Below are 23,462 nucleotides of genomic sequence, written 5' to 3' on the forward strand. Positions count from 1 at the left end.
ACTCTTGCCCGGCTCTGACAGCTATTGCCGATTCGGCTCTGAAACGGGGCCGTCGCTCCCCGTCCCGGGTCGAAACGGGCGCGACGGTAGCATCTGGTGGTCCACCCGACCCCGGACGGAGGCGTACGGAGCAGCATGCTCGACATGGAGTTGATCCGGAAGGATCGCGAGGCGGTGGCGACCGCGCTGGCGAAGCGTCTGGATCCCGCCGAGGTCGATCAGGCCCTGGACGAGATCCAGCGGCTGGACCAGGAACGGCGCGCCCTCATCACGGAGATCGACGCCGAGCGGCAGCGCCGCAAGGCGGATGCCCGTGCGTACGCGGAGGCGAAGCGCGCCGGCCGGGAGCCGGAGGCCGTCGCCCCCGAGGCCGGTCGCCGGCAGCTCTCGGACCTGGAGTCCGAGCTGGACGGGGTGCAGGCGCGGTTGCGCGATGCGATGAGCGAGCTGCCCAACCTGCCCGCCGACGACATCCTTCCCGGCGGCAAGGAGGCCAACCGGGTCGTCAAGACCTTCGGCGAGCCGCCGGTGATCGAGAAGGTCCGCGACCACGTGGAGCTGTCCCGAGGGCTGGGCCTTGTCGACTACGAGCGCGGGGTGAAGCTCGGCGGCTCCGGCTTCTGGATCTACACGGGGGTCGGCGCACGGCTGGAGTGGGCGCTGCTCAACTACTTCATCGACCAGCACATCAGGGCCGGGTACGAGTTCCTGCTCCCGCCGCACCTGCTGCTGGACTCGGCCGGTTTCGCCGCCGGCCAGTTCCCGAAGTTCTACGACGACGTCTACCACCTGGACGCCGCGTCCGCCCCGCGCGGGCAGTTCCTGCTGCCCACGTCGGAGACGGCGATCCTCGGCGCGTACCAGGACGAGATCCTGGACACCACGAAGCTGCCGTTGAAGGCGTTCGCGTACACGCCGTGCTACCGCCGGGAGTCGGCCGGGTCGCACTCGGACGAGCGCGGCACCGTGCGGGGGCACCAGTTCAACAAGGTGGAGATCTTCCAGTTCACCCTTCCGGAGCAGGCGGACGCCGCACTGGAGGAGATGCTCGCCCACGCCGAGAGCCTGGTCGAGGGGCTGGGCCTGCACTACCAGCGGACGCTGCTCTCGGCGGGTGACGCGAGCGCCTCGATGAAGAAGACCCTCGACATCGAGGTGTGGATGCCGAGCACCGGCAAGTACAAGGAGGTGTCGTCGGTTTCCTGGGCCGGCGACTACCAGGCCCGCCGGGCGGCCATCCGCTACCGGGAGCCGGGCGGCAAGCAGACCCGTTTCGTGCACACGCTCAACGGCTCGGCCCTAGCGACGAGCCGGCTCTTCCCTGCCATCCTGGAGCAGTACCAGCAGGCCGACGGCTCGGTGCTGATCCCCGAGGTGCTGCGCGACCGGATGGGCACCGACCGCCTCACCCCGCGCTAAGCGGTCCGCTCGACGGGGGCTAGGTCCATCCCGGCCCCCGTCGGCGTATCCGCCGGTGCCGTCGGGCGCTCAGCCACCGTGTTAGGAAGGGACCCTTCCTCTACCGCAGGCGTTAGGAAGGGGCCCTTCCTAACAGCCAGGGCCAGCGCCGCGAGCAGGACGAGCACGGCGAGCAGGACCACCGGGCCGAGCGCGTCGAGGCCGTCGGCGAGGGCGTGCTGCACCTGGGCCGCCGCCCGTATCACCGGGTCCGTCAGGGCTTCGCGTCGGCCTGCGACGAGCCGCAGCTCGTACCAGCCGTACCAGGCGACGTAGCCGCCGGTGAGCAGCAGCACCAGGGCACTGAGCCGGGGCACCAGCGCGCCGGCGACCCGCAGCCGGGCCACCAGGCCGTCGCGCACAAGCGCCACACCGAGCGCGGCGACAGCGACCACAAGCCCCATCCCGAGGGCGTACGCGCCGAACAGCGCCAGCCCTTCGCCAGTCGAGCCGGCCTGGAGGCTCGTCACCACGATGGCCAGGAACGGTGCGATGGCGCAGCCGAGCGAGGCCAGCGCGTACGCCGCGCCGAACAGCACCATCGACGGCCAGGAACGGGTCAGTCGGGGCGCTCGGGCCGACCAGCCGGGGGTGGGCAGCCGGCGGCCGGTGAGCAGCCAACAGCCGGCCACCACGAGCAGCAGTCCGAGCGCCACTGTCAGCCACGGCAGCCGGGGTCGCAGCCAGCCGGCGAGCGGCGCGAGGGCCAGGCCGAAGGCGCCGAAGACCACGACGTACCCAAGGGTCAGCCCGGCCGCCGCGGTGAGCGCGCGGCCGACAGCGCCGCGGGTGTCGGTGGTCCCGGCGACCAACAGTGAGAGGTACGCGGGCAGCAGCGCGAAGCCGCACGGGTTGACAGCGCCGAGCATGCCGGCGGTCAGCGCGAGCAGCAACCCGGCGGTCACGCCCGGGCCAGCGCGGCGACGCGGGCGGTGAGCGCCTCACCGTCCAGGAAGCCCTGGTGGACGACAGTGCCGTTCCGATCGATGATCACGAAGATGCTCTGTTCGGTCACCTTGAACCGACGCCAGAGCGCGCCGGCGCGGTCGTCGATCTGTGGCGTGCCGGCGAGGTCGAACTCGGTGACGAAGTCCTTCATGGCGTTGCGCTCGCCGAGGCCGGCGACGCCGACGATCGGCACTGTGTCCCGGTACTGCGGCGCGATCTCGGCAACTGTCCACGCCTGGCTGGCGCAGGTGGCGCACCACGGCGCCCAGAACCAGAGCACCACGGGCCGGCCGGCGAACGTCGTCGCGTCGAGCGGGCTGCCGTCGAGGGTGGTCCCGGTGAATCGCAGGGTGTCCGGGATCGGGGCCGGCGCGGCCGTCGGCGAGCCGGTGGCGGGTACGGTCGGCGCGGCCGGGGAGCTGGCCGGGGCCGGCGTCGCCCCGGCGGCGGCAGCGTCGGGCGGCACCGTGCCGGTGCAGGAGGCCGTGGCGAGCAGAGCGACAACCAGTACGGCTGCGGTACCGCCACGGCGTAGCCACCTCCGTCCGTGCGAGTTGCGCATCCGTGTCTTCCTCCACAGGTTGTTAGGAAGGGGCCCTTCCTATACACGAGGCGTTAAGAAGGTGCCCTTCCTTACTCGGCCTTGGCGAGACGTAGCGCTAGCTCCGGGCAGACCTTGACCGCCTTCAGTGCGCCCTCGCGCAGCCAGGTCGGCACCGGCGTGGCCGGAAACGCGGGATAGCCGTTGCCGTCGAGGCGGATGAAGTCCGGCACCACGTGCGCGCAGAGCCCGTGGCCGTCGCAGCGCGACCAGTCCAGTGTGAGCTTCTGCGGGTTCGCGTCGGGCGCGCCCGGCAACCACATGACGCCCTTGACCCGCCGGCCGCAGCCGTCGCCGGTGCTGTGCATCCTCAGGTCGTCGGCGAAGACCTCGATCGCGGAGAGGGCGAACCGTGCGGTGCCGTCGGGGTGGCTGCACGCGCCCCGGCCCTTCACCTCGCCGGCTGCGGCGCGTACCACGTCGGCCGGTTGGCTGCCGGCGACGGCCAGGTCGACGGCGCGGGCCAGGTCCGGCAGGCCCATCTTGCACGGTCCGCACTGGCCTGCGGACTCACCGGCCAGGTAACGCACCACCTGCGCGGCCTCACCGAGCGGGCAGGTGTCGACGCCGACCGGGACGATGATGCCCGCGCCGAGGGTGCCGCCGACAGCGGCGAGGCCCTTGCGGGAGACCTCTGCCTTCTCCGCCGCCTCCGGGGTGATCCACTTGCCGTGGTAGCCGCCCATCAGGATGCCCTGGACGTCCGGCACCTCGCACAGGTCGAGGATCTCGCGCAGCGGAGTGCCGGCGGCGATCTCCACCACCGCCGGTCGGGCCGCCGCGCCGGTCACCGTGAGCAGCAGGGTGCCCGGCTCGTCGTCGGTGCCGAGTGCCGCGTATTCGTACGGGCCGAGTCGGGCGGCGACGGCCAACTGGGCGTACGTCTCGGCGTTGGACAGCAGCGTGGGCAGTCCACCGACGCCGGAGTCGCTGGAGCGCTTCTTGGTGCCCGGCGGGATGTGCGGCAACCCGTTGATCCCGTTGACGAGCGCGCCGCCCTCGCCGGAGATGAACCGGTGCGGCACCGTGACGATTGTGGCCGGCACCGGCATCCGCCGCTCCGCCAGCGCGTCCATCAGCGACTCCCGGCCGACCCCGTCGTCGGCCACACCGATGACGATCTCCTCGGCGTCGAGCGCGTACGCGGCCAGCGCGGCGCCGTCGAGAATCAGGTGCGGCGCGCGGGTGAGCAGCACCTTGTCCTTCCAGCTCGCCGGCTCGCCCTCGGTGGCGTTCACCACCACCACGGCGGCGAGGTCCTGCCGCTCGCAGGACTCCAGGACCGCGCGCAGCTTGCGGGCGAACGGGAAGCCGGCGCCGCCTTTGCCCTTGAGCTGCATGCCCTCGGCGAGGCGGAGCAGTTGCGCCGGTTCCATCGGGCCGATCGGGCCGTGCACCTCCTCGTGCGCTGCCAGGTCGAGTCGGCCGAACTCGGCGAAGCCGGCGGTCAGTCGGGGTTCGCCGACGCAGGCGACCGGGGGCACGGTCGTCCGCATCACTTGGCCTCACCCCGCAGCCCGGCCCAGTACGCCCCGTCCACGGCATCCGCGCTGGCCTTACGGCGCTTGGCGGAGCGGCTCTCGCCGGCTGCACGGCGGGCTCGCCGGGACGCCAGGTCGACAAGGGTCGGGGTGTCGTCGACGGGCGGCGGTACGTCCTCGGGGACGTACCGGGCCGGCGGGCGCCAGTAGTCCGGCTCCTCCGGCAGGTCGTCCTCGGCGCTGTGACCGCCACTGCCGCTGCGCGGCGCCGCGGAGATCGGACCTGCGGAGATCGGGCTGCTGGAGATCGGCTCGGCGGAGACCGGGCCAGCCGAGATCGGCTCTGCGGCCTGCCAGCGGCGCGGGCTGTCCCACGGCTCCTCGGGCTCGTCGAGCGTCCGCCGGGGCGGCGCCGAGTAGCGGGTGCCGTCGTCCTCGGTCCGGGAGCGTCGGCGGGACCGTTCGGCGGCCGGCTCCTCGACGGGCGTGATGTCACGTCGCCGGCCGGTGGTGGCCGCATCGTCGCGGGTGCGGGTGCGGGTGCGCTCGCCTCGCTGGCGGGCCACGGGCTCCAGCTCCTCCTCGTCGCGCTGGCGGGTGGGCGGCTCCTGCGTGCTGCGGCGGGAGGACCGGCGGGTGGGCTCCGCCTCGTCGCGCCGTCCGCGCGTCCGCCGGTCCACGTCCTGCCGGGCGGCCGGCTCCTCGTCCCGCCGACGCCGGCTGGGCCGGGTCGGCTCGGCGAGGGAGCCGGGTTCGGGGACCACCGGGACGGTGAACCGCTCGGGGTCGCGCCGCCGTGGGCCGGCCGGTGGCGCGGTCCAGGTGGCGGTGGTGGCCTCCGCCCAGGCGGGACGCTTGTCCTCGCTGGTGTCGCGGCGTCGGCTCAGACCGGCCAGCAGGGCGCGGCCACGGCTCTCCGCGCTGGCCCGGCCGGCCATCGCGGCGTTACGCAGGGCGGCCTGGTGCTGCTCGCGGCTGCGCCGGCCGATTGTCACCGAGAGCCGCACCAGCAGTGCCAGCACGACGAGCAGGATGCAGGCGAGGTAGCTGAGCACCACCCAGGAGCTCGCGGCCCGGCCGGCGTTGAGGCCGTGCAGGATGGCGAAAGGCCAGGAGAGGTACGCGGTGGAGTGCATGGCCCGCCACAGCCATTTGGGACCGACACCTGCGAAGCGGGCTCGGATGATGCCGGTCCAGATCACGCTGACCATCAACAGGGCGGCTACCGTGCCGAGGCCGACGTAGAGCCCTCGGCCGCCGACGAACGGGATCAACGAGTCGGTTACCGCAGCCCGACCGGTGGCGATCTTCGTGAGCACGTGGAAGCCCAGCCCGGCCACGCCCAGGACGCCGGTGGCCCGGTGTGCCGACTGCATCAGCACCCGGTGCGGGATGCTCAGCACCAGCCGGTCGGTGGCGAGCAGCCCGAGCATCACGGTGAGGCTCAGTGACACCAGGGCGACCACCCCGGCGAAGAACTCGGTGAAGAAGAAGCCGTACGCGTATGCCGTCTGCCCCGCTCCGGTCAGCATCGTCGCCGCCCAGAGCGCCGCGACCACCGAGGCGATCAGCAGCATGGTCGCCGACCGCGAACGGGTTCGGACCCCCCGACTGCTGGCGCTGGTCCGGACCGTGGTGGCCTTCTCGTTCTGCTTTGCCCGGGCCATCTGCTCCTCGATCGTCTCGCGGCGGCGTACCACCGGCCGACCCCTGCTCCCCCATCCAGTACGGACGGACGGCGCGCGCGGATCATCCGGGGCGGAAATTTTCTGGGGCGGGATCGAACCGGTCGGCGTCGCCGCGCGTGACAGTCAACCCCGCAGAACGGAGGAGGCAGCGACGGATGTGCATGCGTTGACAGCCGTTGCAACGAGCTTGTAATCTTTCGGCAATTTTCAGCACGGGTTGCAAGATTCGAGCAACTGGTGCTCCCTCGCACCACCACCTCACCCCCCGCTCCCGTCAGGAGTCCCGATGCACCGACGTCGACGCGCCTCGGCGATCCTCGCCCTCGGCCTGATCGCCAGCCTGCTCGTCCCCCTCACCGTGACGGCACCCCCGGCCGCCGCGGCGCCCGCAGGCAACAAGAAGGTCATCGTCCAGCTCTTCGAGTGGAACTGGCCGTCGGTCGCCAGCGAGTGCCAGAGCACTCTCGGCCCGAAGGGCTACGGCTACGTCCAGGTCTCGCCCCCGCAGGAACACGTCCGGGGCAACCAGTGGTGGCTGGCGTACCAACCGGTCAGCTACCGCATCGAATCCCGCAAGGGCACCCGCGCCCAGTTCCAGTCGATGGTCAACACCTGCCACGCGGCAGGCGTCAAGGTGCTCGTCGACGCGGTCATCAACCACATGTCCGGGCAGGCCAACGGCGGCACGGGCTGGGCCGGCTCGTCCTACTCGCACTACGACTACCCGGGCATCTACCAGACGCAGGACTTCCACCACTGTGGGCGCAACGGCGGCGACGACATCGTCAACTACAACGACCGGTACGAGGTGCAGAACTGCGAGCTGGTCAACCTGTCGGACCTGAAGACCGAGTCGGACTACGTCCGTACGAAGATCGCGTCGTACCTCAACGACCTGCTCTCGCTCGGCGTGGACGGCTTCCGGCTGGACGCCAGCAAGCACATGCCGGCCGCCGACATCGCCGCGATCCGGGGCAAGCTCTCCCGCTCGGCGTACATCGTGCAGGAGGTCATCTACGGCTCCGGTGAGCCGGTGCAGCCGACCGAGTACACCGGCAACGGTGACGTGCACGAGTTTCGGTACGGCAAGGACCTGGCCCGGGTGTTCCGCTCGGAGCGACTGGCGTACCTGCGCAACTTCGGCGAGGGCTGGGGGCACCTGCCCACCGGAGTCGCCTCGGTGTTCGTCGACAACCACGACACCCAACGCGACGTCGGCGGCGTGCTGACGTATCGGGACCGGGGCATCTACGCGCTCGCGAACGCCTTCATGCTGGCCTGGCCGTACGGCTCGCCGACAGTCATGTCCAGCTACACCTTCAGCAACCGGGACGCCGGCCCGCCCTCGGACGGCGCCAACAAGACGCTGAACACCACCTGCTACTCCGGATGGGAGTGCGAGCACCGCTGGCCGGTGATCGCCAACATGGTCGGCTTCCGCAACGCCACCGAGGGCGCGGGCGTGGCCAACTGGTACGACAACGGCAACAACCACATCGCGTTCAGCCGCAGCGGCAAGGGCTACATCACCGTCAATGACGAGGATTCGGCGGTGAACGGCCGCTCGTACTACACAGGGCTGCCCGCCGGTCGCTACTGCGACGTCATCCACGGCACGTACTCCGGTGGCACGTGCAGCGGACCGGTGATCACCGTGGACGGTAGCGGCTGGTTCGCCGCCAACGTGCCGGCCCACGACGCGATAGCGATCCACATCGGCGCCCGCGTCTGACCCACTGCAAGGAAGGGCCCCTTCTTATCGCTTTTTGTATAAGAAGGGGCCCTTCCTAACGTCGGGTGGTCCGATACAGTCGTTTGGTGCTGTTTGACCGAATGTCTCCGTATCGTCGTCAGGGTTTGTGGGTGGGCGCGGCCGTCTCCGTGGCCGCGCTGGTGATCCTCGCGCTGCTGGTCGGCCAGGCCCTCACTCCACGCTCGACGAACCGCGACCGGCCGGTCGCTGTCGCGACCGCTCCGACGCCGCCGAGCATCGAGCAGAGCCCTGAGGAGTCGGTACCGGCCGCGGCTCCCGCCCCGGACGGGTTGCCAGTGGTCGACTACGACCCCGCACCGAAGGGGTTCCCGGCCGACCCGGCCACCATGGACACCACCCCGCTGACCGAGGGCGTGCATCCGACCCGGCGGATCGCCGCGTACGACGCGCCCGGCGGACGTCCACTTGCCTTCCTCGAACCGACACTCGCCGGTGTGGAGCTGACGGTGCCGATCGCCGAGCAGCGGGCCGGCTGGACGGCTGTCCTGCTGCCGTCGGCCAACAGGCGTCTCGCCTGGCTGCCGCCCGGCGGATTCGACACGGTGCCGTTGCGCGACCAGATCGTTGTGGAACGCAAGGTGCACCGGCTCACCTGGTACCGGGCGGGCAAGGCGATGCGTTCCTGGAAGACGAGCCTCGGTCAGTCCGGCCAGGAAACCCCCCTCGGTCGGACGTTCATCCTGGGCCGCACGCCGCCGCCGGAGGCGGTCTACGGCGGGGTGGACATCTACGCCCTCGGCTCGGTGCCTGACGACCCCGAGACGGTGCCCGCCAGCCTGCGCGGCGCCCACATCGGGGTGCACACCTGGCACAACGACGACGACCTGGGCAGGAACACCACGAACGGCTGCATCCGGGTCACCCGCAGCGGGCAACGCGAGCTGCTCGCCGAGGTTCGCCCCGGCAGCAGCCTGGTAGTGGTCGACCAACTGCCCACGCCACCGCCGACCGCCTGAGCGGCGCACCGCCTCAAGCGCGACTGATGCTCCGGAGGCGCGGACCTGACGTCCGGAGCGGCCGTCACGTTCCCACCATGACATTTGTCAGGGCCCACACGATTCGGCGGGCGGAGGAATCCCGCGCCCGGCAGCGGGTAACCGCCGGGCCGGACACCGCTACACCGGGGGGAACGCGATGGGCGCCACGCCGCAGGGCCGGGTCGACACGGTCGTACTCATCCACGGGCTGTGGATGACCCCGCGCAGCTGGGAGGGGTGGGCCAGGCGGTACACGGCACGCGGCATGAACGTCCTCGCCCCGGCCTGGCCCGGCATGGACCGGGATGTCGAGCAGCTGCGCGACGATCCCAGCCCGATCGCCGAGCAGAGCATCGCCACGATCGTCGCGCACTACGACCGGATCATCCGGGCGCTGCCCCGACCGCCGATCATCATGGGCCACTCGTTCGGCGGGCTGTTCACCCAGATCCTCGTCGACAGGGGCCTCGGCGCGGCCGCTGTGGGCGTGCACTCGTCGGCGCCCAAGGGAGTGCTGAAGGTGCCACTGAGCCAGCTGCGCTCGGCGTTCTCGATCCTGCGCAACCCCGCGAACCGCAACCGGGCCGTCCCGTTCACCCCTGACGACTTCGCCTACGCCTTCGGCAACACGATGAGCCGCGCCGACTCCGACCGGGCCTGGCAGCGCTACGCCGTCCCGGGAGCCGGGCGGGTGCTCTTCGAAAGCGCGTTCGCCAACCTCGACCCGACCTCGCCCGCGAAGATCGACAACGGTCGCAACAACCGCCCGCCGCTGCTGCTGATGGCCGGCGGACAGGACCACGTGGTGCCGGCGACAGTTGTGCAGTCCAACGCGGCGCTCTACCAGAAGTCCCGGGCGCTCACCGCGTACGAGGAGTTCTCCGACCGGTCCCACTTCACCGTCGGGCAGGACGGCTGGGAGCGGATCGCCGACTACGCGCTGGACTGGGCGCTGCGCGCGGCGGCCCTGCCCCGCGAGGCGACCATCGCCAGCGAGGCACCCCGCCGCTGAACATGACGGCGCACCACCGGCCAGTCCTACCTGGCCCGCTGTGCCCGAGCGACGACCTCCTCGTTGCTCAGCGGGCTCTTCGGATGGTGGCTCAGGCAGATTGGCGCCTGCATTTTCACGAACTCGCTCCCCTCGACGGCAGCGTAAAACTGGCCGGTGCTGAGCCGACCCACATCGGTGAGCGCGCTGCCCTTGGCCCGCGCCATCTCCTGCGCCGCGTCGATCTGGGTCATGCTCGTGAGCAGGCCGAAGAACTGGGTCGCGGCGTTGCCGGGGATCCGGTTGTGCAGGCCCTTCGGCGCCTGGGTCGCGAAGACCAGGCCGAGCCCATATTTGCGGGCCTGCGAGGCCAACGCCAAGGTGCTCTGCGTGCACGCCGTCATCGCGCCGGAGGGGGCGAGTGTCTGGGCCTCGTCCATCACGAAGAGTCCACCCAGCGGGCGATCTCCTGCCGGGTTGCGCTTGATCCACGCGAACAGGGCAAGTTGCAACTGGTTGACGAAGGTCTGCCGCTGCTGGTCGTCAGGGAGCCCCAGGAAGCTGATCACCGAGATGCGGGCCCGGTAGCCGGGCGGTGGGGTGAGCAGTTCCCCCGGGTCGACGGCGGTGCCGCTACCGCCGAACAGCGGATCGTTGACCATGGCCGCTGTCAGGAGCTGGGCCATCTTTGCCCCGAGCTTGACGCCGTCTTCGAGCTGGCTGACACCTTCGGGGAGCGCGCCGAGCAGCCCGATGAACTCCCGCAGGTCGCTCGCGCCGGTGCGCGCATAGCTGGTCAACGCCTCACGTAGCACGGCCCGGCTGAGGCGCGCTCGGTCCGTTGGCCCTTCGGCACGGGCGTGCGGCGCGAGCGCCGCCACCGCTGCGTCGACGCCGGCTGCGAAGGCGTCCGAGTCGTTGAGGATGTCGGCGAATTGCGGCAGCGGCTGAAAACTCAGCGGCCGGCCGCCGTGCCAGCGGGGGGTCCACACCACGACGTCGGTCTTGGCGAGGTAGTCGGCGGCCAGCCGCGCATCGTCCTCACCCCACGCCGCCGGTGGGTCAGGCCACGGGTCGCCGAGACGGGCCAGATCGTTGTTGGGATCGAGCACGATGGCCGAGACGCCGCGCAGAGCGCATTCCTCGACAAGCCGCCGGATCAGGACGGTCTTGCCGGAACCGGACCCGGCGAAGATCGCCGTGTGTCGCCTGAGCGCCTCCAGCTCGACCGACACCGGTCGGTCGCCGCCGACCACCACACCGATCGGCACGACGGCATCTGTCGCGTCGACGTCGGCTGTCGCATCGGCTGTCGATCGACCCGGGCCCACTGTCGGACCGGGCTCGGCATCCGACAACGACTCGACCGTACGGTCGGCCTGACCCGCCTCGGCGGTCACGTCGCCGAGCGCCTGTTGGAGCAGCGCGACCTTCTCCGTCGGCCGGCGGCTGGCGAACCACTGCCGCAGCGTCTCCGAACCGTGCCGACCGATCAGCTCCTTTAGTGCCATCAGTGTCGTCACGTCCTGCTCGCTGAAGGCCAGCGTGCTGCCTCCGGCGGCGGTGAACGCGGCCAGGACCTCCTTGGTCCGGGCGCCGGGCGACCAGTCCGGGGTGCGGAGCAGGTAGAGGCGTCGTTTCGACACTCCCTCGGCCAGACCGGCGGTGGTGCTCGCCACGCGGATCCGATTCAGCGCTGCGATGTGATGGCGGGCGCTGACCGCCCGGAACGACCAGTGCTGCTCGTCCTCGATCTCCTCGTCCAGGGTGCGTCGGAGCCGAGCATGCAGTGCCGGCTTGCCGCCGGCCTGCGGGTCGATGCTGAACCCGTCTCCGGCCGGGCCCCGTTCGGCGATCCACGCGGTGAGCCCGGCCTTCAACAGGTCCGGTACGACGGCATCTTCGGTCTCCTGCCGCAGCGCCGCAGTCGGGTCGGCCCGGGCGCACAGATCGGCGAAGTCGGCGTCGAACCGGGCCAACTGCTCTGTCGTCGCGACATCGTCCCCCTGGGCGGCGACCCGCATCTCCGCGACCCGCTCGAACGACGTCGCCGCAACGGCTGTCGACTCCCCGGACAGCAGATGTGCCAGCTCCCGAACCTCTCCGGCGGCGAGGCATCCACGAATGTGCCGGTCGATGACACGGAGCATCTCCCGCGGCGTGAACTGCACCGCCTCCGCGAAGGCGGCCGGCAGCACCGGCCACGTCGGGTACGGCGGGCTGAAGGAGATCTCCTCGAAGCGTGCGGTGAATCGCCGCTCGATGAGCGCCCGGCCCAGTTCGGCGGAGGGAATCTCCTTGAGCCGGACCGCCTCCCGGAACCGGTCCTGGATGGTGTCGGTCGCCTGGGACTTGACCTCCATCCAGGTGTGCGGCAGGCAGGCGACCACCGACAGGGTCCGCCGAGTTTCCTCGCGCAACGCCATCAGCCCGCCAGCGATCTGCTCCAGCAGCAGCGAGGTCCGCCACTGGTCGGACTGGTCCTCCCCGCTGGTGGCCTTGAGCGACTGGGCGATAAGCAGGTCGATCTGGTCGACCGCGATGACCGTCGGCCCGGTCAGGGCGAGCAACCGTGAGATGTCCCGGACGATCTCCTGCGGGGATCGCCTGCCTCGCCGGATCCCCCAGGTGGCGCGCTCACCGGGCTCCTCCTCGTCGTTGGCGCAGAGGAACCCGTATCCCACGTCCTGCAGAGCCGATGACTCCGCCGCTTGGAGCACCAGCGCGCGGGCGGTGCTTTGGCACTCGATGCCGACCTGCCGGTTGTGCTTGCGGATGAGGTCCACGAACGCGTCGAGCGCCGGGCGGGTCAACTCGTACTCGCCGATGATCGCGCGTCGGATCGGCCGCGGTGCGTCGACTGCCTCGGCCAGCCGCCGGAGGAACAAGTGCAGCTGAGGCCGGCCGTCAGCACCTGGCCGGGCGAGGCCGTCCAGGATGGACAGCACCGCGTTGGTCCAGAAGGTACTCGCCTCCAACAGGCTGACCAGGAAGAAGTACCCGCCCATCACCTGCACCCGCTCGCGGACGTAACCGAGCAGGTGGGTCTTGCCGGTGCCCCGCTGCCCGAGCAGAGCGACGCCGATCGGGCTGGAGTCGGCGCTCCGGTCCGCTTCCGCGACCCCGTCCAGGATCAGCTCGACGGCGTGCTCGTGCAGGCCGTCCACGTGAAAGGACGGGGGTTGCCAGACGTCGTCCGGGGTCGGCGCCCAGTTGAACCGGAGCGCCGTGAGTGCGCGTCGCTCGGCCTCATCCATTACAGGCCGATGGCGAGGAGATGCTTGTGCTGGTTACCGATGCTCACCGCAGCAGCGCGCTGCTCAGCCGTCAGTGCCTTCTGGTTCGACTCGGGCACCAGATGCACGTCGGGGGCACGGTTGAGGTCGATGAGAGCGGCGTCGACCTGCGGGCCGGGCACCCCCGCCAGCGCGGCGCGCAGCGCGGCCAGCGCGATGTAGTCGCCGGGCCGAGGCGCCAGATCGGTGTACGCCGCACGGATGCGCTGCTCCACGTCGGTCGCCTCGGTGGCCGGCTCCGGTGCCTGCTCCGCGACGGCCGGCAGGTCCTTCGCCAGTCGGAACCGGAAGAAGTCCCTGGGCTCCGTCCCGGTGTGCTCCACCAGCCGCCGGATGAAGTCGAGAGTGGCGTAGAGGGTCTCGCCGGCCGTGCCCGCCCGCAGGGGCGGCTCGGCTCCGAGTTCGGCGACCGCCCGATCGTGGCCCTGCTGGGTCAGGTCCAGGGTGATCGGCCGCTCCGTGGCGACCACGTAACCCCTGTCGACCAGATCTATCCGCTTGTCCTTCGTGAGGCTACCGAAGAGCTTGAATGGCAGGGCATCCGCGTTGATCATCAGCCGGACGAGTACGTAACGCTGCACGGGGGTGAGACCATCGTGGGGCATTGTGCTCCTGAAGGGGTACGGAATCGCGCCGACAGCCACGGCGGACATCTGCGGAGGGGTTTGATCGTCGACCGTGTTTCGCCGGCAACGGTATACCGGCCCGATTCTCTCTATCGACCGAGTACGGCGCAAGGTCCGATATGAAACGGCAGATACCCGACAGCGAGATCGACGCCGATACCTAAATCGCCTGGTCGACGGCTTATGCAACTCCCGTCAGCAGATCCCCGGGCAACCGATCATGCCCGGTCGCTTGCCAACCAACTTGACGCCGGTGCAGCATTGCGCTCGTTACGAGCAGGGCATCCGCGGTGGTCGTGTCCAACCGATCGCCGGCATTGTGTTGCCGATTTCTCAAAGCCGGAGGTCAGGTGTGTCGTCTGAGGTAGTCCGCTACGAAGTGGACAGCGGGACGATCACCGAGATTGAGATCGAGCCGGTCGCCGGGTTTCAACCAGCCAGCTCCGGTGACGTCGCGGGCCGGGTCAGGGAAGCCGCGAAACCCGCGATCCAGGCCGCGCGTGAGCTGCTCGACCAGGTCAGGGTGCTGACACCCGACGCCGTGCAGGTCAAATTCGGTGTCAAGGTGACCGGTACCACGAATTGGCTCATCGCCAAGGCAGCCACCGAGGGCAACTTCGAGGTAACCCTCCACTGGCAACCGCAGGCGTCGCCGGCTGACGGCAGCACGTTCGACAGTTAGGGGTCCACCCGGTGACCGCAGCACCGAGCGCCCCGTGGACAGTCGCCATCCATGACGGCGAGAAGACCCATATGCCGATCGGCACCGGCTTTGTCATCGACTCGAATCTCGTCCTCACCTGCGAACATGTGGCCTTCGTCAAGGGCGAACTCCGCGCCGACCTGTGGATTTCCTTTCCCAAGGCGAAGGTCAAATACTGGGATCGCCGAAAAGTCCGTCAGTGCCTGCACAACGGTCGCCCCGAACAGCACATTGACCTGGTGCTTCTCGAACTCGTCGAGCCTGTTCCCGCCCCCGTGACAGCAGCCCGGCTGAGGGTTCTACCGGCAGAGGCAATCAGCGGCAGGCCGTGGTGGGCGTACGGCTTCCCGCAGGACACCGTGGGCGGACGCCCGGCGCACGGCCAGGTGGGCGCCGAGGGCGGTTGGGGTCGCGTTCTGCTCACCTCGGAGTCCGACCCCGGCGTCGCCAAGGGCTTCAGCGGTGCTGCCCTGTGGTCGCCCGACTACGAGGCCGTGGCGGGAATCCTGCTGGAGGCCGACGCGTCGGGCCGCGGGCAGGCGCTGACCTTCGCCCACATCGACGAGATGATGCCGGAACTCAAGCTGGACTCGCTCGCCCGGTGGCGCGCCGAGGATGCCGACGACGCCGCCCTCGCCGCCTGGGGCTGGACCCTCGCCACCGACGACGAGGCCGGGCGGCACTGGCTGCCACGCGCGCGTGGAGTCGCGGTCGCCAGCGAAACGGGTTCCCGGTTCCGGGGGCGCGAGGTCGCGCTGCAACGGTTGACGAGCTGGCTGGACAACACCCAGCCGACGGGCCGGCCGATGATCGTCACAGGATCTCCCGGGGTCGGCAAGTCGGCGGTCCTGGGCCGCATCGTCAGCACCGCCGACGCGACGATCAGAGCGGCGCTACCGACATCGGATTCCGCCTGGCGGGCCACTGTCGGCTCGGTGTCCTGCGCGGTGCATGCCAAGGGCAAGAGCGCCTTGGACGTGGCGACCGAGATCGCCCGCGCCGCCGGCGTCGGGCTGCCGGAGCACCCCGAGGCTCTCGTGCCGGCACTGCGGGAACGGCTCGCCCGCCGGCCGACGCGGATCAACGTCGTGGTGGACGCGTTGGACGAGGCATCCAGCCCGGAGCAGGCCCGCCTGCTCATCGAAGAGGTGCTCCTGCCTCTGGCCCGCAGCGCCGACGTCGGCGCCCAGGTCGTCATCGGTAGCCGACGCGCCGACGACCAAGGCGACCTGCTCAGCCGGTTCGGCAACAACGCGGACCTGATCGACCTCGACGCGCTGGAGTTCTTCGCCGAGTCAGATCTGGTCGACTACGCGTGCGCGACTCTCCAGCTTCAGGGTGCCGAACGTCCTGGCAACCCGTACGCCGACGAGACCGTGGCCGCCCCGGTGGCACGGCGGATCGCCGAACTGGCAAACGGCAACTTCCTCGTCGCCGGACTGGTCGCGCGGGTTCGAGCGCTGCGCGACACCGTGGCCATCGACCCGGCCCGGGTGACGTTCAGCGGCACCGTCGCGGATGCCCTGGACACCTACCTGACGTGGCTACCCGACGCCGGTTCCACGCCGGCCCGGCTGACGCTTACCGCGCTGGCGTACGCCGAGTCGCCCGGGTTGCCGCTGGCACTCTGGCAGGCCGCAGTGGCAGCGCTCGGTGGCACTGCCACCGAGGCCCAGCTGGGTGAGTTCGCCCGCACCTCCGCGGCGAACTTCCTGGTCGAGACCGGCGGCGCCGGGCAGCCCACGTACCGGTTGTTCCACCAGGCCCTCAACGACGCGTTGCTGAGCGCCCGCGCCGACCTGACGAGCCAGGCCGACGACGAACGCCGACTGTTCCAGGAGTGGACGGCGATCGGGTGGCAGAGCGACTGGGCGGCGGCACCCGACTACCTACTGCGATCACTGCCTGGCCATGCCGCCCGCGCCGGCTGCGTCGACGACCTTCTCGGCGACGACAACTACCTGTTGCACGCCCGGCTCGACCGCCTCCTGAGGGTGAGCGGCTCGGCGCAGGGTACGGCCGCCCGCGCCCGTACCCACCTGCTGCAACGCACTCCCGCCGCAATCGCAGCCCCACCGGCCGAGCGGGCCGCGCTCTTCTCCGTGGTCGACAAGCTCGACGGTCTGCACGGTGACGTCTCTCCTGCCGGTGCGCCCTACCACGCACGCTGGGCACGCACTCCGCCTCGGCAGGAACGCGGCGTCTTCGAGGGCGGCCACACGCAGGGGGTTTACGACGTCTGCCCGATCACGGTGGCGGGCCGCACCTTGCTGGCCTCAGCAGGCGAGGATGGCACCGTACGGTTCTGGAATCCACTCACGAACGAGTCGGAGAGCCTGCTGAGCTGCCACGACGACTGCGTGCGCAGCATGTGCACGGTCCGGGTGGGCGGTGAGCTGTTCCTCGTGACCGCCAGTTACGACGGGTCGATCTGCGTCTGGGATCCGCACAGCGGCCAGCCGGTGCACACGTTCCACGGCCACGACGACTGGGTCCGGGGTGTGTGTGCGGTGCCGTTCCCCGACGGCGACCTGCTCGCCTCGGTCGGCGACGACGGGATGGTCCGGGTGTGGGATCCGAGCACCGGAACCCTGCGCCACACGCTTACCGGTCACGCCGGCTGGGCGACCGCCGTGACTCACCTGCCGCTCGGCGGGGCGGGGATGCTCGCGTCGGCCGGGTATGACGGCAACATTCGGCTGTGGGATCCGGTGACCGGCGAGGCCCTCAACACGCTTGCCGGACACACCGACTGGGTGACAACTCTCTGCACCGTCCGCGATGGCTCACGCACCCTGCTCGCGTCAGCGGGCTACGACGGCATGGTCCGGTTGTGGGACGCCGCCACCGGGCAACCGGATCGCGAATTCGCCGTCGGCACCGGACGGCTGACCGACCTGTGCACCATCGACACCGGCAGGGTGACGCTCCTCGCCTGCACCGGGGAGGACGGCGTCATCCGGCTCTGGGACGTCGCGTCCGGCGTCGAGCATCCCAGCCTGCGGGGCCGTGCGAGCTGGATCCACGCGGTCTGCGAACTGTCGATGACCGATCGCAAAGTGCTCGCGACGGCAGGCGAAGACGGCACGATCCGCCTGTGGAACCCGGATGCCGAACTTCCCGACAGGTCGACCGCCGACGGGCAGGTCGGACGGGTGACAGCACTCTGCACCCTGCCCATCGGAGACGAACGGCTGCTGGTCTCCGCCGGCAGCGACGGCAGCGTACGGGTCTGGGACCCGGCCGACGGCACCTCGCGCGGAGAGTTCCACAGCCGGTTCGGCCCGATAAACGCGCTGACCTGTGTTGACGTCGACCCGGCCGTGCTGGTGACAGGCCACGACGACGGGAGCATCCGGGTCTGGGACGCGGCGCCCAAGCCGACGCCGAAGCTGGCGATGGGCGGGTACTCCGACCCGGTGAACGCGACGTGCGTGATCGACGCCGACGACGGCCAGATCGTGGCGTCGGCCGGCGACGACAAAATGGTGCGCTTCTGGATGCCGGCAACCGGGGCCCTACGGGACAGCCTCCCCGGGCATACCGGCTGGCTCACCGCACTCACTGTCGTCACTCGTCAGGGCCGCCAGGTCCTCGCCTCGGCCGACAACACCGGCACGGTACGGCTCTGGGACAGCGACGGCACACCGCTGTGGCAGCAGCAGCCCGGTCACCACGATGCCGTACGTGCGCTCTGCGCGGTCACCCCGCACGGCGACACCCTGCTCGTCTCGGGTGGGGAGGACGGCTCGATCCGGCTGTCGGACCCGGCCGACGGCCGCCCGGTCGCCACCATGTCCGGGCACACCTTGCCGGTCACCGCCGTGCACCCGATGCCCTACGGCGATCGGGAGATCGTGGTGTCGACGAGCCTGGACTGCACCGTCCGGCTCTGGGATCCGCAGACGCACCGACTTCTCCAGAGCATCCCGGTCCGGCACCCGGCACTGACATGCCACTTCGTCGGGGGCACCCTGGTGGTCGGGTTGGAGCACGGCCTGCTGGCGCTCACGGTCGCCCAACCGCGCATTGCCCGACCCTCCTCCCTCCCGCCGATTGGCCAAGCGGCATGAGAACGCCGTTCGCGGGTATGAGCCGGAGATGAGGGCGAGTTTCCGACTCGGTCGGATCGCGGGGGTGCCGGTCGGCGTCAACTGGAGCGTTCTGGTCATCTTCGCGTTGATCGCCTGGGGGTTGGCCGCCAACCAGTTCCCCCGCTCGTACCCGGACCGCAGCCCCTTGGCGTACACCATCGCCGGGCTGGTGGCGGCGGTGGTCTTCTTCGTCGGTCTGCTCGCCCACGAGGTGTCGCACGCCGTGGTGGCCAAGCGCAACGGGCTGGCCGTCGATGGCATCACGCTGTGGCTTTTCGGTGGGGTTGCCGAGTTGCGGGGCGAGCCGCGCGATCCGGGCGCGGAACTGCGGATCGCGGGCGTCGGCCCGCTGGTGAGCCTGCTGCTCGGCGCGTTCTTCGGTGCCATCGCGGTGATTCTCGCGCTTGCCGGACAGGGCGGGCTGCTGCTCGGCGCGGTGGCGTGGCTGGCCGGCATCAACGTACTGCTGGCGATCTTCAACGTGCTGCCCGCCGCACCGCTGGACGGCGGCCGGCTGCTGCGCGCCGCCGTGTGGAAGGCCACCGGCGACCGGACCCGGGCCTCGGTGGTCGCCGCCCGGGCGGGGTGGGTGCTCGGCGTGCTGCTGATCGGCGTCGGCCTGTGGCAGTTCCTGTCCGGCATCGGTTTCGGCGGGTTGTGGCTGGCGTTGATCGGCTGGTTCCTGATCGGTGCCGCCGGCATGGAGGAGCGGCAGGCCCGCACCGGCAGCGCGTTGCGCGGGATCCGGGTGGCCGACGTGATGACTCCGCAGCCGCAGACCGCCTCCGCGGACCTGACTGTCGCCGAGTTCGTCGATCACTACCTGTTCGCGTACCGGCATTCTGCGCTGCCACTGACCGAGGAGGGTCGCCCGAGCGGGCTCGTGACGCTGGACCGGGTACGGGGCGTACCGGCGGACCGGCGGGCGTCGACCACGCTTGCCGAGGTGGCTTGCCGAGCCGATGAGCTGGTTCTCGCCAAGCCGGGTGAGCAGCTCAACGACCTGTTGCCCCGGCTCACCGAGTGCGCCGACGGGCGGGCCCTGGTGGTGGACGACGAGGGTCGTCTCACCGGCATCATCTCCCCCAGCGACATCAGCCGAGCGGTCCAGCGCAGCACCCTCCGCGCCCCGACCACCACGTCCGGTTGATCATGAGGTTAGCGTGCGACACGCCGACCACCGACCCCGCCAACCTCATGATCACCGGAGGGAAATGGGCACCTTACGCCGGGAAGTAGTGGTTTAGGAGGTTGGTTCGGAACTTGCCCTTTGGGTCCAGGGTGGTCAGCAGGGCTTCGAAGTCGGCGTACCTCGGGTAGCGGGCGGCCAGGGCACCCGGATCGGTGACGAAGACCTTGCCCCAGTGTGGGCGGGGCGCGAACGGAGCCAGGCGTTCCTCGACCTCGGCCAGCACCGGCAGGACCGCGGCGGCGTCGTCCACCCAGGTGAAGTGCACAGCGAGGCTGTCGCGCCGGTAGTTCGGGCTGAGCCACAGCTCGTCCGCCGCCACCGTACGCAGCTCACACACGTGCAGCGCCGGCGCGATCAGGTGCGCCACCTCGGCCAACGCGGCGAGCACCTCGGCCACCGACGCGCGGGGCACGTGGTATTCGGACTGGAGTTCGTCGCCGCTGCTCGGGGTGAAGCCGAGCTTGAAGTGCGGCAGCCGCTCGTGCCACGGCCCCGGCACGCCGAGCTGAGGGGTGCAGTTCTCCGCCGGCATCCCGAGCACCGGGTGCCGTGGCTCGTCGGCGGCGGTGGTGCCGAGCCAGTCCGCCTCCGGCGGAGCCTGGTCCACCGACTGTTTGCGCCACACCTCCCGCAGCCGTGGCGTACGCCAGTCGGTGAAGACACTCACGCTGTACGCCGAGCCGAGCGCCTCGTCAAGCGCCTCGGGGGCCAGGTCGAGGCGTACGTACTGGCGCAGGTCGTAGGTCGGCACCACGTCCAGGGTGAGCCGGGTGACCACACCGAGCGCGCCGAGCCCGACCACGATGCCGGCGAACGTGTCGTCGTCACGGTCGACGTGCAACAGGTCGCCGTCGGCGGTGACGAACTCCAGGGCGGCGACGGCTGTGGCGAGGTTGCCGTGGGTCTGGCCGGAGCCGTGGGTGGCGGTGGCCACCGCGCCGGCCACCGAGATGTGCGGCAGTGAGGCGAGGTTCGCCAGCGCGTACCCCTGGGTGTGCAGGTGTTTGCCGACGTCGCCGTAGCGCAGCGCGCCGGCGACGGTGACCTGCCCGCGCTCCCGGTCGACCTCGACCGTCGGGGGCAGCCCGGCGAGGCTGACCAGGTCCCCGTCGGTGTCACCGAGGCGGTTGAAGGAGTGGCCGCTGCCGACCGCCCGGAGGCGGGTGCTGCCGGCGACGAGGCGGCGTAGGTCGTCGATGGTGTCGGGTCGGTGGAACTCCCGCGCGGAGTAGCGCACGTTGCCGGCCCAGTTACGGCGCGGCACGTCGGCAGCGGCCGACGGGCCGCCCGGTTCGAGGGCGGTCACGGCGTGGTCCTCCGGTCGGTGGTCGGGTGGTCGGCCAACGCGGCGGCGAGGGCGTCCAGCGCCGTTTCGGCCGCGAGCGTCCCGTACCCCCGCTGGGCGACCGGCAACCCGGCGGCGCGGGCGTGTTCGATCTCGTTACGGGCGGCCTGCCGGATCTGCGCGTCGCCGGACACCAGCGCGTCCTGACCGAGCCGGATCAACTGGTCGACCCGGTTCATCTGGTAGCCGCGCAGGCTGGCGGGCAGGTCGGGGTCGGCGAAGGCGGCGCGACGCAGCGCGGGCAGGTCCACGAAACGATCACCGGCGTAGCTGGTGATCGCGGCGGCCACCTGCTCGGGCTGCTCCCGGACCTGGTCGAGGACGAGCAGCTCGATCGCGGGCCGCCCGTCGATCGGGTGGCGGGCGGTCACCGGCTCGACCGGCACACCGGGCGGAGGCACCAGCAGCAGGCGCGGCGGCTCCGGGCGCCCGTCGCGTCGAGGTGGCTCGTCGAGGACCAGCGCGTCGACCTCGGCCCAGGCGATGGACCGCCGCAGGCCCGGACGCCTGATGGTCAGGCCCTCCGCGTCGATCCCGAACCGGAACGGCCGCAGGGCGCTGAACAGCGCCACGAGGCCGAGCGCGACAGCGCCGACCGCGATGACCGTCCGTAGCGGGGAGCCGTCGCTGGGCAGGGCCAACAACACCACCCCACCGAGTACGCAGACAACGGCGAGCAGCCGGGACCCCCGACTCCGGCGCAGCTCCACGCTCGGACCCCCGTTCATGACCGTGGCGTAGCTTCCCGCATCCTCCGACAGACCGGGCGCCACGGACACCGGACGATCGGGCACGGTTGTTCTCGTCATCGTCGGGGAACCCTACGCCCATGAGCAGCTATCGCGACCCTGCCCCGCGGGGCGACGTCTTCCCGTCCGAGGAGGAGCTGGACCCGACCGGCAGCGCGGTCGAACCGGCCAGTGCTCCGCCGGACGCCCGGTGGGCGAGCCATCCGTCGCCCACGCCTGGTCCCCGTCCGACACCCGCTCCCGCGCCCGCGCCGACGCCCGTACCGTCGCCCGGGCCGCCGCCGCGCGAGCCCGGCGCCGGGTCGCTGTCGATCGTGACCCGGCACCTGGACGGCTCGGTCGAGGTGGTCACCGACCTCGACGGTGACGGCCTCGCCGACATCGTGGAGATCGACGTGGACGGTGACGGCGTACCGGACATCACCTATGTGGACAGCGACCGCGACGGTCGGCTGGACACCGTGCTGCGCGACCCGGCCGGGAACGCCCACCGCGGGGCCTGACCCGCCGGGTCAGCGCTCACAGGTTGGCCATCACCTCGGTGGCGACCAGTTCGACGTGGTCCAGGTCGCCCAGGTCCAAGACCTGGAGGTAGAGGCGCTGGCTGCCGATCTTGGCGTACCGGCCGATGGTGTCCAGGACCTCGTCGGGCGTCCCGGCCAGGCCGTTGGCCCGCAGCTCGTCGGGTTCGCGGCCGATGGCGGCGGCCCGCCGTGCCACTTCGGCGTCGTTGCGCCCGCAGCAGAGCACCAGGGCGTTTGACCACACCATTCCGGCCGGGTCGCGACCAATCTCGGCGCACGCCGCGCGGACCCGCTCGAACTGTGCCGCCGTGTCCGCCACGGAGGCGAACGGCAGGTTGAACTCGTCGGCGTAGCGGGCGGCCAGCCGGGGCGTGCGCTTCGGGCCCATGCCGCCGAGCAGGATCGGCGGACGGGGCTGCTGCACCGGCTTGGGCAGGGCCGGCGAGTCACTGACCGGGTAGTACCGGCCTGGGTGGTCGAACCGCTCCCCCGGCGGCGTGGACCAGAGGCCGGTGATGACCGCGAGCTGCTCCTCCAACCTGTCAAACCGCTCGCCCAGGGGCGGGAACGGGATGCCGTACGCGGTGTGCTCGTCGCCGTACCAGCCGGTGCCGATGCCCAGCTCCACCCGGCCGCCGCTCATCTGGTCGACCTGCGCCACGGTGATCGCCAGTGGGCCGGGCAGCCGGAAGGTGGCGGCGGTCATCAGGGTGCCGAGCCGGATCCGGCTGGTGTCCCGGGCCAGGCCGGCGAGGGTGGTCCACGCGTCGGTGGGGCCGGGGTCGCCGCTGACCGCGCCCATCTTGAGGTAGTGGTCGGACCGGAAGAACGCACCGTAGCCGGCGTCCTCGGCGCAGCGGGCCACCGCGAGCAACTCGTCGTAGCTGGCGCCCTGCTGGGGTTCGGTGAAGATCCTCAGTTCCATGATCCGAGCATAGGTAGCCGTTCGGCGCGGCGCGCACGGATGCGGAGGCCGAACGGCTCGACAACGGCTGAGCCGGCGCCGATCGTGCCG

General features: G+C 70.9%; 17 protein-coding genes. 8 read left to right on the plus strand and 9 right to left on the minus strand.

What is annotated here, in order from left to right:
- The first annotated feature begins 135 nt into the window (after window positions 1-135).
- On the plus strand, window positions 136-1,419 hold the full coding sequence (gene serS, locus ACPXB1_RS20610; RefSeq protein WP_355595307.1) for a serine--tRNA ligase: 1,284 nt from the start codon (window positions 136-138) through the stop codon (window positions 1,417-1,419).
- Here the strand turns inward: serS and ACPXB1_RS20615 are convergent.
- From ACPXB1_RS20615 to ACPXB1_RS20630, 4 genes are all read right to left on the minus strand, one after another.
- Window positions 1,416-2,363: a cytochrome c biogenesis CcdA family protein gene (locus ACPXB1_RS20615; RefSeq protein ID WP_355595149.1), complete on the minus strand. Its 948-nt coding sequence runs from the start codon at window positions 2,361-2,363 to the stop codon at window positions 1,416-1,418. The two genes, serS and ACPXB1_RS20615, sit on opposite strands and share 4 nt — an antisense overlap.
- Window positions 2,360-2,968, minus strand: coding sequence for a TlpA family protein disulfide reductase (locus ACPXB1_RS20620; RefSeq protein ID WP_355595148.1), 609 nt, complete (start codon window positions 2,966-2,968; stop codon window positions 2,360-2,362). Before ACPXB1_RS20620 ends, ACPXB1_RS20615 begins: the two co-directional genes overlap by 4 nt.
- Window positions 2,969-3,039: 71 nt before the next feature.
- Window positions 3,040-4,506 (minus strand): NADH-ubiquinone oxidoreductase-F iron-sulfur binding region domain-containing protein, encoded by a 1,467-nt coding sequence (locus ACPXB1_RS20625; RefSeq protein WP_355595147.1) that lies wholly within the window; start codon window positions 4,504-4,506, stop codon window positions 3,040-3,042.
- Window positions 4,503-6,188 carry a hypothetical protein gene (locus tag ACPXB1_RS20630; RefSeq protein WP_425735668.1) on the minus strand — a complete coding sequence of 562 codons (1,686 nt, stop codon included), beginning with the start codon at window positions 6,186-6,188 and terminating at the stop codon, window positions 4,503-4,505. Before ACPXB1_RS20630 ends, ACPXB1_RS20625 begins: the two co-directional genes overlap by 4 nt.
- A gap of 274 nt (window positions 6,189-6,462) precedes the next feature.
- Here ACPXB1_RS20630 and ACPXB1_RS20635 point away from each other — a divergent pair, with 274 nt between their 5' ends.
- From ACPXB1_RS20635 to ACPXB1_RS20645, 3 genes are all read left to right on the plus strand, one after another.
- Window positions 6,463-7,908 (plus strand): alpha-amylase, encoded by a 1,446-nt coding sequence (locus ACPXB1_RS20635; protein WP_355595143.1) that lies wholly within the window; start codon window positions 6,463-6,465, stop codon window positions 7,906-7,908.
- A 131-nt stretch (window positions 7,909-8,039) separates the two neighbouring features.
- Window positions 8,040-8,906: a L,D-transpeptidase gene (locus tag ACPXB1_RS20640; RefSeq protein ID WP_355595141.1), complete on the plus strand. Its 867-nt coding sequence runs from the start codon at window positions 8,040-8,042 to the stop codon at window positions 8,904-8,906.
- Between the two features lie 178 nt (window positions 8,907-9,084).
- Window positions 9,085-9,939 carry an alpha/beta hydrolase gene (locus ACPXB1_RS20645; RefSeq protein ID WP_355595139.1) on the plus strand — a complete coding sequence of 285 codons (855 nt, stop codon included), beginning with the start codon at window positions 9,085-9,087 and terminating at the stop codon, window positions 9,937-9,939.
- A gap of 26 nt (window positions 9,940-9,965) precedes the next feature.
- Here ACPXB1_RS20645 and ACPXB1_RS20650 read toward each other — a convergent pair whose 3' ends face one another.
- A complete protein-coding gene (locus ACPXB1_RS20650; protein ID WP_355595137.1) occupies window positions 9,966-13,175 on the minus strand; it encodes an ATP-binding protein in 3,210 nt (1,069 codons plus the stop codon).
- Window positions 13,175-13,819 carry a hypothetical protein gene (locus ACPXB1_RS20655; RefSeq protein ID WP_355595135.1) on the minus strand — a complete coding sequence of 215 codons (645 nt, stop codon included), beginning with the start codon at window positions 13,817-13,819 and terminating at the stop codon, window positions 13,175-13,177. The genes ACPXB1_RS20650 and ACPXB1_RS20655 overlap by 1 nt, the downstream gene beginning before the upstream one ends.
- 253 nt (window positions 13,820-14,072) lie before the next feature.
- On the opposite strand from ACPXB1_RS20655, the gene ACPXB1_RS20660 reads away from it, so the two are divergent.
- The 3 genes from ACPXB1_RS20660 to ACPXB1_RS20670 are packed head-to-tail and all read left to right on the plus strand — an operon-like array spanning window position 14,073 to window position 19,787.
- Window positions 14,073-14,522 (plus strand): CU044_2847 family protein, encoded by a 450-nt coding sequence (locus tag ACPXB1_RS20660; protein WP_425735669.1) that lies wholly within the window; start codon window positions 14,073-14,075, stop codon window positions 14,520-14,522.
- Window positions 14,523-14,533: 11 nt separating this feature from the next.
- Complete coding sequence (locus ACPXB1_RS20665; RefSeq protein WP_355595133.1) at window positions 14,534-18,616, plus strand: AAA family ATPase; 4,083 nt, start codon at window positions 14,534-14,536, stop codon at window positions 18,614-18,616.
- Between the two features lie 28 nt (window positions 18,617-18,644).
- On the plus strand, window positions 18,645-19,787 hold the full coding sequence (locus tag ACPXB1_RS20670) for a site-2 protease family protein (RefSeq protein WP_355595131.1): 1,143 nt from the start codon (window positions 18,645-18,647) through the stop codon (window positions 19,785-19,787).
- Window positions 19,788-19,860: 73 nt separating this feature from the next.
- On the opposite strand, the gene ACPXB1_RS20675 is transcribed toward ACPXB1_RS20670, so the two are convergent.
- Window positions 19,861-21,093 (minus strand): FAD-binding protein, encoded by a 1,233-nt coding sequence (locus ACPXB1_RS20675; RefSeq protein ID WP_355595303.1) that lies wholly within the window; start codon window positions 21,091-21,093, stop codon window positions 19,861-19,863.
- Between the two features lie 38 nt (window positions 21,094-21,131).
- Window positions 21,132-21,902 (minus strand): hypothetical protein, encoded by a 771-nt coding sequence (locus ACPXB1_RS20680; protein WP_355595129.1) that lies wholly within the window; start codon window positions 21,900-21,902, stop codon window positions 21,132-21,134.
- Window positions 21,903-22,003: 101 nt separating this feature from the next.
- Here ACPXB1_RS20680 and ACPXB1_RS20685 point away from each other — a divergent pair, with 101 nt between their 5' ends.
- Window positions 22,004-22,426 (plus strand): hypothetical protein, encoded by a 423-nt coding sequence (locus tag ACPXB1_RS20685; RefSeq protein WP_355595127.1) that lies wholly within the window; start codon window positions 22,004-22,006, stop codon window positions 22,424-22,426.
- A 16-nt stretch (window positions 22,427-22,442) separates the two neighbouring features.
- On the opposite strand, the gene ACPXB1_RS20690 is transcribed toward ACPXB1_RS20685, so the two are convergent.
- Window positions 22,443-23,372: an LLM class F420-dependent oxidoreductase gene (locus ACPXB1_RS20690; protein WP_355595125.1), complete on the minus strand. Its 930-nt coding sequence runs from the start codon at window positions 23,370-23,372 to the stop codon at window positions 22,443-22,445.
- Window positions 23,373-23,462 lie beyond the last annotated feature (90 nt).

It is taken from the genome of Micromonospora sp. DT68, from assembly GCF_049847245.1.
GTDB classification, from domain to species: domain Bacteria; phylum Actinomycetota; class Actinomycetes; order Mycobacteriales; family Micromonosporaceae; genus Micromonospora; species Micromonospora profundi.

Bases quoted from the DNA above. Each gene is read 5' to 3' on its own strand.
- ACPXB1_RS20645 (WP_355595139.1), top strand. From the start codon at position 9,085: ATGGGCGCCACGCCGCAGGGCCGGGTCGACACGGTCGTACTCATCCAC.
- ACPXB1_RS20685 (WP_355595127.1), top strand. From the start codon at position 22,004: ATGAGCAGCTATCGCGACCCTGCCCCGCGGGGCGACGTCTTCCCGTCC.
- ACPXB1_RS20650 (WP_355595137.1), bottom strand. From the start codon at position 13,175: ATGGATGAGGCCGAGCGACGCGCACTCACGGCGCTCCGGTTCAACTGG.
- ACPXB1_RS20635 (WP_355595143.1), top strand. From the start codon at position 6,463: ATGCACCGACGTCGACGCGCCTCGGCGATCCTCGCCCTCGGCCTGATC.
- serS (WP_355595307.1), top strand. From the start codon at position 136: ATGCTCGACATGGAGTTGATCCGGAAGGATCGCGAGGCGGTGGCGACC.
- ACPXB1_RS20655 (WP_355595135.1), bottom strand. From the start codon at position 13,819: ATGCCCCACGATGGTCTCACCCCCGTGCAGCGTTACGTACTCGTCCGG.
- ACPXB1_RS20670 (WP_355595131.1), top strand. From the start codon at position 18,645: ATGAGGGCGAGTTTCCGACTCGGTCGGATCGCGGGGGTGCCGGTCGGC.
- ACPXB1_RS20690 (WP_355595125.1), bottom strand. From the start codon at position 23,372: ATGGAACTGAGGATCTTCACCGAACCCCAGCAGGGCGCCAGCTACGAC.
- ACPXB1_RS20680 (WP_355595129.1), bottom strand. From the start codon at position 21,902: ATGAACGGGGGTCCGAGCGTGGAGCTGCGCCGGAGTCGGGGGTCCCGG.
- ACPXB1_RS20620 (WP_355595148.1), bottom strand. From the start codon at position 2,968: ATGCGCAACTCGCACGGACGGAGGTGGCTACGCCGTGGCGGTACCGCA.